At 35.4% G+C, this 15,917-nt stretch carries 17 protein-coding genes and 1 pseudogene; 7 read left to right on the forward strand and 11 right to left on the reverse strand.

Going from position 1 to position 15,917, the window contains the following annotated elements; all coding sequences use genetic code 11:
* Positions 1 to 105: 105 nt before the first annotated feature.
* From accC to pdxA, 6 genes are all read right to left on the reverse strand, one after another.
* Entirely contained in the window at positions 106 to 1,452 is a 1,347-nt protein-coding gene (accC, locus tag O9316_RS02875; protein ID WP_073361897.1) for an acetyl-CoA carboxylase biotin carboxylase subunit, read from the reverse strand.
* Between the two features lie 74 nt (positions 1,453 to 1,526).
* Positions 1,527 to 2,012, reverse strand: coding sequence for an acetyl-CoA carboxylase biotin carboxyl carrier protein (gene accB, locus O9316_RS02880; protein ID WP_298205068.1), 486 nt, complete (start codon positions 2,010 to 2,012; stop codon positions 1,527 to 1,529).
* A gap of 23 nt (positions 2,013 to 2,035) precedes the next feature.
* Positions 2,036 to 3,034 carry a beta-ketoacyl-ACP synthase III gene (locus tag O9316_RS02885; RefSeq protein WP_298205069.1) on the reverse strand — a complete coding sequence of 333 codons (999 nt, stop codon included), beginning with the start codon at positions 3,032 to 3,034 and terminating at the stop codon, positions 2,036 to 2,038.
* Positions 3,035 to 3,175: 141 nt separating this feature from the next.
* On the reverse strand, positions 3,176 to 3,370 hold the full coding sequence (rpmF, locus tag O9316_RS02890; protein WP_073361890.1) for a 50S ribosomal protein L32: 195 nt from the start codon (positions 3,368 to 3,370) through the stop codon (positions 3,176 to 3,178).
* A gap of 8 nt (positions 3,371 to 3,378) precedes the next feature.
* Positions 3,379 to 3,918: a DUF177 domain-containing protein gene (locus tag O9316_RS02895; protein WP_298205070.1), complete on the reverse strand. Its 540-nt coding sequence runs from the start codon at positions 3,916 to 3,918 to the stop codon at positions 3,379 to 3,381.
* 77 nt (positions 3,919 to 3,995) lie between these two features.
* Entirely contained in the window at positions 3,996 to 5,060 is a 1,065-nt protein-coding gene (pdxA, locus tag O9316_RS02900; RefSeq protein WP_298205071.1) for a 4-hydroxythreonine-4-phosphate dehydrogenase PdxA, read from the reverse strand.
* Positions 5,061 to 5,124: 64 nt separating this feature from the next.
* Here pdxA and O9316_RS02905 point away from each other — a divergent pair, with 64 nt between their 5' ends.
* Positions 5,125 to 5,715: a riboflavin synthase gene (locus O9316_RS02905; RefSeq protein WP_298205072.1), complete on the forward strand. Its 591-nt coding sequence runs from the start codon at positions 5,125 to 5,127 to the stop codon at positions 5,713 to 5,715.
* Positions 5,716 to 5,756: 41 nt separating this feature from the next.
* Here O9316_RS02905 and O9316_RS02910 read toward each other — a convergent pair whose 3' ends face one another.
* Positions 5,757 to 5,960, reverse strand: a complete 204-nt coding sequence (locus O9316_RS02910; RefSeq protein WP_298205073.1) for a hypothetical protein — start codon at positions 5,958 to 5,960, stop codon at positions 5,757 to 5,759.
* A 723-nt stretch (positions 5,961 to 6,683) separates the two neighbouring features.
* Here O9316_RS02910 and O9316_RS02915 point away from each other — a divergent pair.
* The 3 genes from O9316_RS02915 (at position 6,684) to O9316_RS02925 (ending at position 10,125) form a co-directional block, all read left to right on the forward strand.
* Positions 6,684 to 7,901, forward strand: coding sequence for a site-specific integrase (locus tag O9316_RS02915; RefSeq protein ID WP_298205074.1), 1,218 nt, complete (start codon positions 6,684 to 6,686; stop codon positions 7,899 to 7,901).
* 266 nt (positions 7,902 to 8,167) lie between these two features.
* Entirely contained in the window at positions 8,168 to 8,770 is a 603-nt protein-coding gene (locus O9316_RS02920) for a hypothetical protein (protein WP_298205075.1), read from the forward strand.
* 98 nt (positions 8,771 to 8,868) lie between these two features.
* Positions 8,869 to 10,125: a hypothetical protein gene (locus tag O9316_RS02925; protein WP_298205076.1), complete on the forward strand. Its 1,257-nt coding sequence runs from the start codon at positions 8,869 to 8,871 to the stop codon at positions 10,123 to 10,125.
* A gap of 497 nt (positions 10,126 to 10,622) precedes the next feature.
* On the opposite strand, the gene O9316_RS02930 is transcribed toward O9316_RS02925, so the two are convergent.
* Positions 10,623 to 10,799 carry a hypothetical protein gene (locus O9316_RS02930; RefSeq protein ID WP_298346947.1) on the reverse strand — a complete coding sequence of 59 codons (177 nt, stop codon included), beginning with the start codon at positions 10,797 to 10,799 and terminating at the stop codon, positions 10,623 to 10,625.
* A 735-nt stretch (positions 10,800 to 11,534) separates the two neighbouring features.
* On the opposite strand from O9316_RS02930, the gene O9316_RS02935 reads away from it, so the two are divergent.
* From O9316_RS02935 to O9316_RS02945, 3 genes are read left to right on the forward strand one after another with little or no spacing between them, the layout of a single operon-like run.
* Entirely contained in the window at positions 11,535 to 12,419 is an 885-nt protein-coding gene (locus tag O9316_RS02935; RefSeq protein ID WP_298346950.1) for a type I restriction enzyme HsdR N-terminal domain-containing protein, read from the forward strand.
* Positions 12,420 to 12,476: 57 nt separating this feature from the next.
* Positions 12,477 to 12,992, forward strand: a complete 516-nt coding sequence (locus tag O9316_RS02940; protein WP_298346953.1) for a hypothetical protein — start codon at positions 12,477 to 12,479, stop codon at positions 12,990 to 12,992.
* Positions 12,993 to 13,036: 44 nt separating this feature from the next.
* Positions 13,037 to 14,203, forward strand: coding sequence for a helix-turn-helix domain-containing protein (locus O9316_RS02945; RefSeq protein ID WP_298346956.1), 1,167 nt, complete (start codon positions 13,037 to 13,039; stop codon positions 14,201 to 14,203).
* A gap of 298 nt (positions 14,204 to 14,501) precedes the next feature.
* Here O9316_RS02945 and O9316_RS02950 read toward each other — a convergent pair whose 3' ends face one another.
* The 3 genes and pseudogenes from O9316_RS02950 to O9316_RS02960 form a co-directional block, all read right to left on the reverse strand.
* Positions 14,502 to 15,032: a hypothetical protein gene (locus tag O9316_RS02950; protein ID WP_298346960.1), complete on the reverse strand. Its 531-nt coding sequence runs from the start codon at positions 15,030 to 15,032 to the stop codon at positions 14,502 to 14,504.
* A gap of 5 nt (positions 15,033 to 15,037) precedes the next feature.
* A complete protein-coding gene (locus O9316_RS02955) occupies positions 15,038 to 15,709 on the reverse strand; it encodes a DUF3800 domain-containing protein (protein ID WP_298346963.1) in 672 nt (223 codons plus the stop codon).
* 85 nt (positions 15,710 to 15,794) lie between these two features.
* Positions 15,795 to 15,917 (reverse strand): annotated as a pseudogene (locus O9316_RS02960) (IS982 family transposase); the annotation flags it as partial.

A 15,917-nucleotide genomic window follows, 5' to 3' on the forward strand; every position in this document is an offset into this window, starting at 1 on the left:
CTAAGGAGCGGGTTTTTTTATTGTGTGCAATAATATTATTTCAAAAACAAGCTTGAATAGTTGCAGTAACGAGCAAAAAAAACCACCTCGAAAGGTGGCTTTATTTTAATTGGGATCTTTCATTTTAAAGGATTCCATGAATTTTGTGGTATAATTCCCTGCCACATAATCCGGCTCATCCATCAATTGGCGGTGGAACGGAATCGTAGTTTTGATTCCTTCAATGTAAAATTCATCCAAGGCGCGTTTCATTTTGTTGATAGCCTCTTCACGAGTTTGCGCAGTTGTAATCAACTTAGCAATCATTGAATCATAGTTCGGTGGAATGGTATAGCCAGCATAAACGTGAGTGTCTAAACGAACTCCGTGTCCTCCGGGCGCATGCAACACCGTGATTTTGCCTGGTGAAGGACGGAAATCATTGTACGGGTCTTCAGCATTGATGCGGCATTCAATGGAATGCAATTGCGGCAAGTAGTTTTTACCCGAAATGGGTACCCCTGCAGCAACTAATATTTGCTCCCGAATTAAATCGTAGTCAATTACTTGTTCTGTGATTGGATGTTCTACTTGGATACGCGTATTCATTTCCATAAAATAGAAATTACGGTGTTTGTCTACCAAGAATTCTACGGTTCCCGCTCCTTCGTATTGAATAAATTCTGCAGCTTTTACAGCTGCATCCCCCATACGTTGACGCAAATCATCGGTCATAAATGGCGAAGGCGTTTCTTCGGTTAACTTTTGGTGGCGACGTTGCACCGAACAGTCACGTTCAGACAAGTGACATGCTTTTCCATAGGAATCCCCTACCACTTGAATTTCAATATGACGGGGCTCTTCAATCAATTTTTCCATATACATCCCATCGTTTCCGAAGGCCGCTGCTGCTTCAAGTCGAGCACTTTCCCAAGCTTTATCGAGCTCTTCTTCTTTCCAAATGGCACGCATCCCTTTTCCTCCACCCCCTGCAGTAGCTTTCATCATCACAGGATACCCAATTTCTTTGGCTACTTTTTTAGCTTGTTCTAGAGACTCTAAAATCCCATCGGAACCAGGTACACAGGGAACTCCCGCCGCTTTCATAGTAGCTTTGGCGGTTGCTTTATCCCCCATTTTCTCGATCATTTCTGGTGAAGCACCAATAAATTTGATGCCGTGTTCTTGACAAATTTTAGAGAATTTGGCGTTTTCTGAAAGGAAACCATAGCCTGGGTGAATCGCGTCTGCATTGGTAATTTCTGCAGCTGCGATGATATTGGACATTTTCAAATACGATAAGTTACTCGGCGCAGGTCCGATACACACCGCTTCATCGGCAAATTTTACGTGTAAACTTTCGGCATCAGCAGTGGAATATACCGCTACGGTTTTTATCCCCATCTCACGACAGGTACGAATCACACGCAAAGCGATTTCGCCTCTATTGGCGATTAATATTTTCTTGAACATCCTGTTTCAATTTAAATTAAACCTAAATTTCAAACACGGCAAGGAATCCTCAGCCGTGAGGAAATCGCTACAAATTAAGACGGATCGACCAAGAAAAGCGGTTGATCAAACTCTACAGGTGACATATCGTCTACTAATATTTTGACGATTTTACCCGATACTTCCGATTCAATTTCATTGAACAATTTCATTGCTTCAACCACACATAACACATCCCCTTTACCGATGGTTGAACCCACTTCAACAAAAGGAGATTTATCGGGTGCGGGTTTGCGGTAAAAAGTACCGATCATAGGCGACTTGATGGTGATATATTTTGCATCATCAGCGGCAGGAGCGGCAGGAGCGGCAGGTGTTGCAGGAGCTGCTGCTGGAGCAGGAGCTGCCACTTGTGAAATCACAGGTGCCACGGGTGCGGGTTGTACATAGGTAATATCAGGAGTATTTCCTTCTAAAGTGGTGCGGATGGTAATTTTTACATCGCCAGTTTCCAATTTTACCTCAGCAACACCCGAGTTGGATACGAATTTGATCAGATTTTGAATCTCTTTTAAATCCATAGTTCTTTCGTTTTAGTTATCGTTTATTGTTTGTTATACGCCCATTTTAGGTAAATGGCTCCCCAAGTGAATCCACCTCCAAATGCAGCAAAAATTAAATTATCTCCTTTTTTTAATTGATGTTCAAAATCACTCAACAACAACGGTAAGGTAGCCGAAGTTGTATTCCCATAGCGTTGAATATTAATCAACACTTTGGACTCATCCAATCCCATGCGTTGTGCTGTTGCGTCAATAATACGGCGGTTGGCTTGATGCGCTACCAACCAATTAATGTCATCATGGGTTAAATTATTGCGTTGCATGATTTTTTCACTCACATCGGCCATACCAGAGACGGCGTATTTGAAAACTGTTTTTCCATCTTGAAAAACAAAATGCTGTCCGTTTTCGACCGTGTCTTTGGAGGCAGGTAAAATCGAACCGCCTGCATCGATCTTTAAATACTCTCGACCGATTCCATCCGAGCGCAAAAACTCATCTTGCAACCCCAAGCCTTCCGTGTTGGGTTCAAACAAAACCGCTCCCGCACCATCGCCAAAAATGATACAAGTAGCTCGATCGGTGTAGTCGATAATAGAGGACATTTTATCGGCTCCAATTAACAACACCTTTTTATAACGCCCCGATTGAATATAAGCCGCAGCCGTCGACATTCCATACAAAAAACTAGAACATGCGGCTGACAAATCAAAAGCAAAAGCATTAACCGCACCAATTTGAGAAGCTACATAGACTCCGGTAGAAGCAACTGGCATATCGGGTGTAGCGGTAGCCATGATGATTAAATCGATTTCTAGGGGGTCGATATTGTTCTTTTCGAGAAGATTTTGGGCCGCTTTAATGGCTAAAAAAGAAGTGCCTTTTCCCGATTCTTTTAGCAAACGGCGCTCTTTGATTCCGGTGCGGGTAGTAATCCATTCATCGTTGGTGTCTACCATTTGCTCCAGTACTTCATTGGATAAAACAAAATCAGGGACATAAGCGCCTACGGCTGTAATAGCGGCTGTAATTGTACTCATAGTTTGGTTTAATTGCGCTCTGAAAAGCGTATCGTTTCAGAGGGTGGAAATTACAAAAAATAATTGAGTTATACTTTTTATGGTGTAAAAAACAAAAAACTCCCACATAGTGAGAGTTTGAGGGATTTTTTACCGTATATATTAAGCCTCAGCTACTGATTTATCAATAACTACTTGACCTCTGTAATACATTTTACCTTCATGCCAGTACGCTCTGTGATACAAGTGAGCCTCACCAGTTACAGGGCAAGTAGCGATAGTCGCAGCAGTAGCCTTGTAGTGCGTTCTTCTTTTGTCTCTTCTTGACGCAGATTGTCTTCTCTTAGGATGTGCCATTTTTTATATTATTTATCCGTTAATAGTTGTTTTAATTTATCCCAACGGGGATCTATATTTTCTTCTTTTTGTGTTGTTTCTTTAGTTTTCACCGAAGTAACAGACAGTTTTTCTAGGGCTTCGTTTTTGAGTGATCCGTCTTTTACGCCGGGATGAACCCTTTTTTGGGGAACCGACAACACAATCAACTCATAGACATATTGCGTAATATCAATTTGGTGTTCTCCGTGGGGCAATATGAGAAGTTCCTCATTTTCATTGTTAAATTCGTCTCCAAATTTAACAACCACCTTAATAGCACCTTTGATTGGCAAATCGAATTGCTCACCGGTGACATCGCAAGGAACAAAAACAGTTCCTTTATGTTTGAGTGACAATTCCATAAACGTAGATTTTTTGTCTAAAACCACTTTTACGTCTACCGCACAATTTTCAAAATCGCAATATGCATACGATTCAAAGAACTTCTGGCTAATTTGATAGTCAAATTGGTGTTTTCCCAATTTTAATCCTGTAAAAGGAATTAAAAATTCATTTGTAACTTTCATCGTTTCACCAATTTGCCTAACTGCAAGCCTCAACTTTGGGAGTGCAAAGATATAAATTTATATCAAAATCAAAAGCCTTAATGCCCTTTTTTTGATTCCAACTGTTTTTCTTTAATTTTTAAGGGGTTTTTGGACCATTCCTTGTATTCATGACGGGCCTTGTAAATATCAAGTGCAAGGTATACTGCTTCTTTGAAAGAAGTCGCATCGGCTTGATTTTTTCCTGCAATTTCAAAGGCCGTTCCGTGGTCGGGTGAAGTGCGAATTTTATGCAAGCCCGCCGTGTAATTCACTCCCGAACCAAAAGAAAGCGTTTTAAACGGAATTAATCCTTGGTCGTGGTAGGAGGCGATGACGGCATCAAACTTTTCATGCTGTCCCGACCCAAAGAATCCGTCGGCAGAATAAGGCCCAAACACCAAAATACCTTGGTCAAACAATTTTTGTATTTCGGGTTTTAATATCTCTTGATCTTCTTTACCAATAACGCCATTATCACCGGCATGTGGATTCAATCCAAGAACCGCGATTTTAGGACGATTGATTCGAAAATCTTGTTTTAAAGTTTGATATACCGTTCGTATTTTTTGATGAACCCGTTCACGCGTTAAGTGTTGCGAAACCTCATTGACAGGAACATGATCGGTTAACAAACCTACTCGCAATCGGTCGTGAACCATCAACATCAAGGCATTGCCTTCTAATTGTTGGTCGAGATAGTCGGTATGCCCAGGAAATGAAAACTCTTCTGATTGTATCGAATACTTATTAATAGGTGCCGTCACCAACGCATCGATAGCATCATTTTTTAACGCTTCTGTAGCGGCAACAAACGATTTAATGGCATAACTTCCTACTTGATCATTCAATTGTCCAAACTGAATATCCACCGATTCCTTCCAGACGTTGAGCACATTCACTTTCCCAACAATCAATTGATCTAGACGGTCTATACCATGAAGCGGCAATTCCGACTGCATGCTTTTTTTGATAAAAGAAATCACTTTAACATTAGCAAACAAAACGGGCGTACACAACTCCAACATACGTGTGTCCTCAAAGGTTTTTAAAATCACTTCACAACCAATGCCGTTTAGATCTCCAACAGCAATTCCAAGTATTATATTCTCCGCTTTTTTCATGGGCAAATGAAGTCGATTTAAATGCGTACTTTTGAAGGGCAAATTTAGAAAATAAAAACGACAAATGTTTACAGGCATTATAGAAACCCTAGGAACCATAACTGCACTTGTAAAAGAGCAAGAAAACTTGCATATTACGGTGGCTTCCGAACTTACTTCCGAACTAAAAATTGACCAAAGTGTAGCCCACAACGGGGTATGTTTAACCGTCGTTGCCATCGAAGGCAATCAATACACGGTTACTGCCATTAAGGAAACCCTTTTGAAAACCAATGTAGGGCAATGGAACGTGGGTGATAAATTGAACTTAGAACGCGCCATGAAATTGGGCGATCGTTTGGACGGACATATTGTGCAAGGGCATGTGGATCAAATAGGCACTTGTGTGGCCATCCGCGAAGCCGAAGGAAGTTGGTATTTTACCTTTGAATATGACGCGCAAACCCACAACGTGACTATCGAAAAAGGATCGATTACCGTTAATGGCACCAGTTTGACCGTGGTTGATTCGCAAAAAAATGCTTTTAGTGTCGCCATTATCCCTTACACCTACGAACATACGAATTTTCATACCTTTACTATAGGTACCCCTGTCAATTTGGAGTTTGATGTGATCGGAAAATATGTGGCAAGACTCTACGAAATAGGAAAATAGGCCCAAAAAATCATTTCAATAAAAAAGAAAAGCTTCAAGTACTATCTTGAAGCTTTTTTATATCGGGTTAACTTGTATCCTACATATACCATAGACGAAAGTGCCAAAAAAACCAAACCTTCATCCACAGGAAGACCCGGTGGTGGCGGTGGAATTGGGGCCGGTGGACTCGGTGCTGCAAAGGTCATAGGACCGCACAAAATCGCTAGAGTGATTAAAATTACTTTCGTTGGGTCGATTTTCATAGGGCGTAAAAGTATAAAAAAAAACGCTTTGTCAAAATTTTTTACTTCATATTTTGAGTGAGTTGCAAAACATTTCACAATATCGTAACCTTTCTATCGCTTCATCGGTATTAACGAAAAAAAAAGTGTTTTGGTTTCTCTTCTGCAAAAAAAAATTAAATGATAGACTACCGCAAAAAATATCGACAACGAAAAGATAAAAGGGGTCAAGCGTCAAAAAAAAGCAAACAATCGCTCCATAATGATGAAAAGTAATCGTTAAATCGACGTTTCCATGGTGAAATACTACTTCATTGTTGCTCTTCATCTGCTGTAAGGAAAAATAAGGACCCGTACGTCAACTTTAAAGAATCAAGCAATTGGCAGAAATATCTAATCTACTTCCCCGAATCGTCCCTCTAGGGGTCATTCCGAGACTTCGGAACTCGCCCAAAACACTATAAAAAAAAGCCTTGCAGAAAAGGCAAGGCTTTGTTGTGGTCCCACTTGGGCTCGAACCAAGGACCACCTGATTATGAGGCATTGATTTATTATTTTAGATTGATGAAAAATGATTTTATCTGTTTGTTTGTCAAAATGTTACTATATCAAATTGAATTGTTTCTGATTAATTTGAACCAATAAATACTTGCAAATTATGTGCAAATTATACAAAATTAACCTTCTCTTTTAGTGGTTTTTTAGGCTAATTTTTCCTATCTTAGATTAAAAACAATTTCACTCATGAACACCTCATTAGTCCTTACTCTTGATATGAGAAGGGCAAAGAAAGACGGCACTTTTCCAGTTATTATTCGCATTAGTCACTTTAACCGTTCAACTTCTTATTCTACAGGGATTTCAGTTTTAGAGAAAGACTGGGACTTTGACAAGAAAATGATTCGTAAATCCTTCACGGGAACATCCTCTGTTACTCGCCTCAACAACTATTTAAATAAACAGAAAGTTAAAGCAATTGACATTATCAATCAACTCAAAGAGGAAGATAAACTCAAATTTATGAGTATAACACAAATAAAAAATATTCTTACAAAAGGAAATCTATCACATTCATTTTTTTCATTTACTGAGAAACTAATTCTAGAATTTGTAGAGACAGAGCGATTTGGTAATGAAAAAGCTTACAAAACTTTATTAGGTGTTCTCAAAGGTTTTCATTCAAGTAAAGATTTAACCTTCGAAGAAATCAACTTTGACTTCCTTTCTCGATTTGAAAATTATCATTTATCTAAAGGCAATACTTACAATGGACTTGCTGTTTACATGAGGACAATTCGGGCTATATTCAATAAGGCAATCAACTCTGAATTAATTGATAAAAAATATTACCCATTTGATAAATATAAAATCAAAACTACTCCTACTGAAAAAAGAGCATTAGATGGAAAAGATGTGAAAAAGATATTAAAACTAGAAGTGAAGAATGATGACAATTTGTTTAATACAAGAAACTACTTTCTAGCATCCTATCTTATGTGTGGCATGTCCTTTATTGATATGGCGTTTTTGAAATTATCCAATATTGAAAACGGAAGAGTGAGATACAGAAGGTTAAAAACTTCCAAAATATATGATTTTGCCATTTCAAATCAATTGATGCAAATCCTAGAACATTACATTAAAGACAAAAAAGAAAACGACTTTGTTTTCCCTATTATTAAAAGAAAAAAATTACAAGATCAATATAAAGATGTTGAATGGGCAAGAAAAACCTATAACTCTAATCTTGATAAAATTGCTGATAAATGCAAAATAAATTCCAAATTGACCTCCTATGTTTCACGTCACAGTTTTGCAACTGAAGCACTATTAAATAATATCCCCTTAAGTGCGATTTCTCAAATGCTTGGCCATAGTAGTTTGACCACAACTCAAATTTATCTTAAATCACTACCAAACAACATCATGGATATGTATGTAGATAAAATGCAAATAAAATAAACCCTACTGAATCAGTACTTTTTTAATAAGCAACTTACTTTAAATACAGTTGAAATAAACACATGTAGACAATTCTATCATTGCAAATAGTAATCGGCATTTATTTCTTTTTCTATTTAATTTTAGCCTTCAATCAATTGAATTAAATATCCCTATTTGTCAGTTGGTTTGGGAATATTGAGGGTTTAAAAATTACCCTGCCTTTACTTTAGAACTTTCCAGCAATTGTATTAAGCTTGTGTCTAGTAATTTAAAATATTAGTACCATGAGATTAAAAAACCTACTTCCATTTTTCCTGTTTTATTCTGCTTTAAGTTTTGGGCAGTATCAAAAAATAGAACCTCAAAACTGCAATGACCAAACTTGTAAATACATTGGGTTATTTGTAAAAAACTTTCTTGGAAAAACCGCCTTTGAAACCTATCAAAACGGTACTGGCTCCAATGCCGATCGATTCTTCTTGGCCCAACACGAATCCTATAAAATAATTATGGTGCCCGGATTTAAAGAAAACACCTTGAATGTTTACATTCGCTCAAATCAATTAGACGGGTTCTGGAAGGCAATACTCGGAGACAACATTTTTCCTAAAAAGGATATTGATCAAGTCTACAATTACTTTAATCTAGAAAAATCCAATCAAAATTTATTCGAATTCATTGTAGGATACAACCCAGAGGATAATAGCTTCTTTAAACCCGAATTCTCAAGAGGATGCTGCTATGATGTATATGTTTTAGACTTGAAGAATTCAAAGTCCTATGCGATGATGTATGATAACAAAAATGAACTCTACAAAAAATCAAATGAAATTCTTTGGACTGAAAAAGCAGCTTACAAAGCCTATCTCTCCGTTTTAAATCAATAAAGAAGAGCATGTTAGATTTTATAAAATCACCGTGGATTTATTTTTCGTTACTATTCTTTAACTATAACTCGGGACAATCTTTTTGCAAGATTAAAACCGTGAACCACAAAAATGCCTATTTCTATGATGTGGAATTAGACATGGCTGATTGTGAAGAGGACAAACAGGATTATTACTACTTATGGTTTGGAGGGGTCAAAGATAATCTACTTGATGGAAAAGGAATGCTTATGACCTATGATGCAAAAACCAAAAAAGACATCTTAAGTGAAGCCGTAACCTTCTCTAATGGCTATAGAATTGGGTGGAGCAAATCAGAAAAAAAACAACAGAATACCCATATTGTTCGATATGACCTTTTCTCAAAAGGAAATCTAATAAAATCCAATCGTATTTACTCCTGTGATTACTTCTGGGTAGAGGTAGATTTGAATTATCAAACTAAAGAATTCAGTTACTGCTTCACTAGTACCGATTCGCAAAATAAAACTAGCCTTATTTACAAAGGAATTTTAGCGGATAATTTTAAAACTTTTACCGGCACCTGCTTTATCAATTCCAAATTAAGTAGTAAAGGAACCTTCCGACCCGAGTTTGCAAGTGAGCTCGATACATCCTTCCCCCTTGATTATTACTCGTATTGCGGTTTAGTCTCAGGAGTAAAGTATCTTGAGAACGGCATACAAATATCAGGTAGCTTTCTAAATAATGAGCCTTTTGGCTGTGCAACGATCCATTACCCCAACGCAGATACGATTTATTCCTGCAATTTTAATGGCAGCATTTTCCTTAATGCTGAAGGAACCTATCAATGGAGTGATGGAAGAAAATTTGTAGGTAAAATCATCGATTCTAAAATAACCACACAAGGTTTTTTTTATGATCAAAAAGGACAAAAGGCTTATGGATCGTTTCCAAAAGTAAACACTTCGGAGAATTCATTATTAGGACTTGCAACTATAGGTCTAGTTGCCTATGGGATTTATAAGTTGGTTCACTCAGAATCAGCTCCCCCTGTCGATCAAAACAAATCAACCAATGCCTTACCCACACAGAACAACTACACGGCCTCATCTAATTATACAGGGTCTTATAGCGCCTACTCCAATACTACATCCCCACATAAAAAATGTTCCCAATGCAATGGTCGTGGAATTTGCAAGGACTGTAATGCAAGGGGAACAGCCATTTGTTGGAAGTGTGAAGGAAAAGGGGTCTTTGGACCCAGTACGAATATTATTGGTCAAGAACTCGATAATACCTGCACAAGCTGTGATGGTTTGGGATTTACAAAATGCTATACTTGTCATTCAGAGGGTAGTTGCAATGCTTGTAAAGGATCAGGAGAAGATTAAAACACTACAAAATGGTGTGTTAAAAATTTGTTTTCTAAACAAATAAGCAATAATTTTATAGATACAATTACAGTATTTAGTTTTCTTAAAATTGATTGTTCATGGATTATAACATAATCTATCTTCTTAAGATTAACATCGTCACGCGATGAACTTTAAAACTGCGCTACTAAACTAGCCATGAAACTCTTAGCATCGCTTATCGTTATTATTACTTGTGTATTTAAAAAATAAAATATACATTCGCGAGCACTCAATTTTATAGTATTTATACAATTTAAATTTGAACTTGAATTTTACAAAAATAAATGTAAAAAGAAACCCAACGAAGAATCTCCGTTGGGAATCTATTTACTGCTTTTTTCTTTGAGAACGATAATAAATCAATGGAGATATTACCCAAATGATTATGTCTCGAAGAAAATACAATAATTCAGTACGTTGTTTTTCGCTCGACAAAAAGAAAATAGCAACAGTAAGAATTATTGAGATCAAAATCAGCCCGTTTTTGGACTGTAAAAAACTCCAAAGGTTCCTATTATAGGAACCTTTTCTTTTCCTAAAATTAGGTTTTTTAGCCATAGTATTTTATCCATAATTTTTTTAATACTTGAACCCCTAATTGGATTCAAACCTTTCATTTGCCCAAAGGGCATTAATTTGAAAATTGTCATGTTTTGAAAATTTTTAATTAAAGAGTGTTTCACAGTAACTCTTCTTAACTGTTTTTTTAATACACACTTATTTAACTCCTGCGTCTGGATTCTCTCCTACTATTATTCAAAGAAAATGAAGTTACTAGATACAATTATCCTAGGTGATTTTTAATGTTTTAAAATTAAACTTGATTTTAAACCTTAAATCCAAACGGACTTAAAATGGACACTCAATTGCGCGTGAATACCCCACCCTATAAAGAGTGAAATAACTTAACGCTTAATGAAAACTTTTTAGATAAATCTTGTAGGCAATGAACGACAATAGCTTTTTTAATGATGAAGTACCATCAAAATTAGATAGAAAGCTATATGTAATACAAAGGTTCATTACAATGTAGTTTAGCGTAAATGTACGTATTTATTTGAGATTTTGAAAAAATATTTTTTGTAATCTACTAATTAAAAGAGAGTTACATTTAAAAAACACATACCTAGTCCTAATTCTTAATAAAAATCCATACCTGAATTTTCATATTTCGCAAAACAAGGTGAGTTCTTCAGTAAAAAATTACACGATTATCAAAATCACATTCACAATCAATTAATCCGTTACTTATCAAAAACAACCCATAACAGATTAAAAACTAAACCGTAATTGATTACATTTGAGTATTCGTTGTTCAACTTTATTTGTCAAGAATTAAAGTATACTTCGACCCAAAACAAACCAACTTTTTTTATTGGCCAAATATGAATTCTGCACCCCTATACAATGTTTTAGATCATTTTGATTTTGATTTATTAAATCACCCTGACTTTAAAGAAGATTCTGTTAGAGAAGAAATAATAGTCCCTATCATTAAAAACTTAGGGTATTCAGCCAGTAAACCCTTCCAAATTATTCGAAGCAGAAACCTCACTCACCCCTTTGTATCGATTGGTTCTCAACGCAAAAAAATATACATCACTCCCGATTATCTTTTCGAGGTAAATAGTAAACCTGCATGGATTCTAGATGCCAAATCCCCTTCAGAATCTACAATAAATTCTAAGGCCGTCGAACAAGGCTACTCCTACGCAATGCATAGTGAGGTTCGGGTGAACTATTTCGCTCTATGCAATGGCGTGTATTTTACACTTTACAATGTAAGCAAACCCGAGCCTGTTCTGCATTTTCCAACTCGGGCAATACCAGGATATTGGTCACAACTTAAAGAATTTCTAAGCCCTGAAAAGATTTTTAATAATACAGAAGTTGTACTGAAAAAAGATTTTGGTCTACATTTAAAACGATTAGGCTTTGACCAGTTCAAAAGCTTATTATTTCATAAAGTGCCCATATTTCATTTGGGTCAACTCGACCCTAATATGTTTTCTATGTCAGCAGGAATAGAAATTGAAAGCCAAATCTACATTGCTACCTTTGACTTTGGCCAAAAACAGTTCGAACAATTAAAAAGTAAACTCCCACTAGAGGCAATAGAAAAACTTGCAATAAGAGACCCTAAGAGTAGGCAATTAATACAATTTGCAGACAGGGTATATCTTGTAAATGTGAATGCCAAAGTATCGAATCAGTTACAAGAAACTGATCAAGAATTATTTCTACCCTTACAGGTTAATGAATTTAGTTGATTTTTTAATGACCCCTGATTAAAGAAAAAGAACACAATAACTTTTAAGATAAAAACTATGAAATCATTTTTTCAAACCTTAGATTATAAAACACTATTTTTTACTCCTTTCCTAGCACTCGCTTTTCTTATTTCATGTTCCTTTATAACAGCAAACAACAAATTAAATCACTCCATAAAATCCCAAGACAAAGCAAAAAATTCAAGTCATAATATCCCTTTTAGCATTGCCAAAAACTACTTTGTTAAAAATACTGCTCCAAAACTATTTAACCCAAAAATAGAGTCTCAAACGACTTTCGATACTTATTTCGCAATGGCCGCAGTAATGGGAGAAGATGGGCTTCCTACCAAAATTGATTTCAACTCTGAGAATGTAATTGCAATTATTCTTTCCCCAACAAATCAAGCAACAACCCTATCAGTGGTTGGATTACAAAAAAACAAATCAGGCAATATTATACTCACCTATAAAGTCACCAAAGGTGAGAAACAATCCTATACCATTACCCCTTTTTTAGCGCTAATCATTAAAAAAAGGGAAAAAGGGAAAGTAATTTTAAGAGCGATTTAAACCATTAACTTCTCTATAAATTTTGAAATTTAAATAATTAAACCATGTATGTTTTAGGAGTTCGAGCTGACAAATTAACTGATAATGATATTCAAAGGCTAATCGAGAATCAAGTGCCAGAACAAAAAACTTTAGAGTACAAAAAGGAACTTCATTTTGCCAAAGATGCTGATAAAAAAGAATTCCTTTTTGATATTTCTGCCATGTACAATACCGATGGAGGCTGTATTATTTATGGAATCGAAGAAGAAAAAGATTCTAATTCTCAAAACACTGGAAAACCGCAAAAAATATCAGGAATTCAAATCGAAAACACCGATAAGCTAATACAACAAATTGAAGATATTGTCAAAAACAACACCGAACCAAGCATAAATCATTTAGTCATTCAAATTATCTCAATAGAAGAAAAAATGATTCTTGTGCTTGGCATTCCTAAATGCATTGGATTGCCAACAATGGTCACCTTTAATCAAAGTAATAAATTTTTTAAAAGACGCAATAGTGGAAAATATGCCGTAGATGTTTATGAATTAAATGCCATGTTTATGCAAAATCAGATGCTAATCCAAAAAGCAGAGAAATTCAGAATGGAGCGAATCCAAAATGTACTCTCACAGAATTGTATCCCAAATCTTCATGTTCAACATGCTATACTTATCCACATTATTCCCATAAATTTTTTAGAAAATCAACTGGTTGATTTCTCAATACTTGCCGAGAGATTTACCACTAAAATGCGTCCAATTCATGCAAGAGGTTGGAACTACATGTACAACCTTGATGGATTTGCCGTTTACAGTTCCGAGGATTTTAACCGAAGTATCGTTTCCTATAATCAATTACTAAGAAATGGATCGTATGAGATTTTCTCTTCCGAACTTTTTTATCCAACCAGACACAACGATCAAGTTGGTTTTAATGGATTTGATTTAATTCAAGAAGTCATTCGTTGCATAAGTGAAGGAATTGAAATATTAAATCAGGTTAAAATCGAAGCTCCTTTTTTTGTTTCTTTTAGTCTTCATAATGTAAAAGACACCATTATGGATAATGATAGACGCATAATGGGTAGATTCAGTAAAAATGAAATTATCTTCCCTTTTATTTTGTTTCCAAACTATGAATCAAATCCTAAAACATTATTAAAACCAATCTTTGATATACTTTGGCAATCTTTCGGGCAATCAAAATGTCCTGATATCCCTTAAATCGAATACAAAGTACCAATTACAGCATCTTATCCTTGCATTTTGCATCTTGAAAATGCATTATACTAATGCATTTTTAAATAAGACTACAAAACAAACTGGCATAGATATTGCACCTAAAACAAGACAAGAATTGTTAATAAATGCAAATAATGTTGATAAACATGAACAAATGTTTGCATGTAAATTTGAAACATTCTATATTTGCTGCACTCAACTTTCCAATATAGGAAGACCTTATTATAAAAGGAAGAGTTTCGAAGCTCGATATGCCAAGATGTATATCGAGTTTTGCGTTTTAATACAAATGCTCTAATTTTCTTTTAAACTTATCGCGCATCTGTTTCTTTCCTGCTTTTGTATTTAGATAATAAGCTGTAATTAAATAATAGTCCTTCCCTTTTCTAAAAGGATCTAAAATAACTACATACTGTTTCTCTAAATTTAATAAGTAGGTACGAATAGTTTTCCTGCCATTGATTTTATCCTCATAGCTAAAAACTCGCAACCCTAAAGTTTGTGCATGAATAAAATGATACTTTATCCAGTGTAATCGTCTTGCTCTTTCATAATCGAAAGATCTACTTCCTATCTTTTTACCCTTTTCATCATAATCATCTTGGGTAATGCAATGAGAAAATGTAGCCTCAACATCATACTCTCCATCAATACCTTTAACGGGGCGAACCAATTTCCCGAGGAATTGAAAATTAGCATTCTCACTTATATCTCTTGTGAAAATTTGACGCAAAGATTCCATCCGCTGCCCCTGATTTAAATGGAGTAACTCTAGAAATGAATCATAAACTTTTATCGCATTAATAGGCATAAAAATTACTTTAAATCAATAAAAAATAAATTAAACTTCTCTTGATACAAGGGACTAGTTGTATTCAATGGCACATTACTATGTCTTTGAATCTTCTCTATTAATTTATTCTTGGCAATAACCCTATTCATTCCTCTTAAATGATAGGACAATGCTCCCATTAATACATCGGCAATTTGCATCAATTCACTCTCATAAGACTGAATAGGTTGCAAGTTGTTTACATTGAGATATTGTCTATTTAAATAGGACTTGAGCTTTTTGGCGGTTTCTCCACTATGGGTATCTTTAACATCGATGTAAATGTTGTATTTGTTTTCTTGCTGTATCTTTTTATTTAAAAGCTGATAATACATCTTATAATAAAAATCTTCATGATTTTGTTCAAAGATGTGGTTTTTGATGGTAGATTTATCAATAATAATAGCCCTAAATTGCAAATCTGTAGCAAAAAAATAGTCCACGATCTCTGAATACAAAGGATACTGACTCTTGGATAAAGAGGTCCACTTCAACTCCCCTTTTAGGAAATGTTTTCGCTTAATTTGGCGAATAAAATCATTATGAATTTTCACCTGATTATAAGCACAACTTATGTACGAAATTAACATGAATCGCTCATCCCCTCGCTCTAGATGACAACTCTCGTCACAATAAAAATTAAATGTTTTACTCATACTGCATCAATAAGGCCTCAAAACTATGAAACTAAACCAAAACTTCCCCGATAAAAAAAATCTAGTTATAACCCGTTGGGTGAAATTAAATTAATTGATTTTTGATTTTATTTATTGGTCTATTAAAGATAAATTTATTGATATACTGAACCAAAGTTAATGCTGTTATTTTTGCTAAAATTCTTGTTTTAAAACCTTCAAAAGATTT

This window comes from Flavobacterium sp. (assembly GCF_027533505.1).
Classification (GTDB): domain Bacteria; phylum Bacteroidota; class Bacteroidia; order Flavobacteriales; family Flavobacteriaceae; genus Flavobacterium.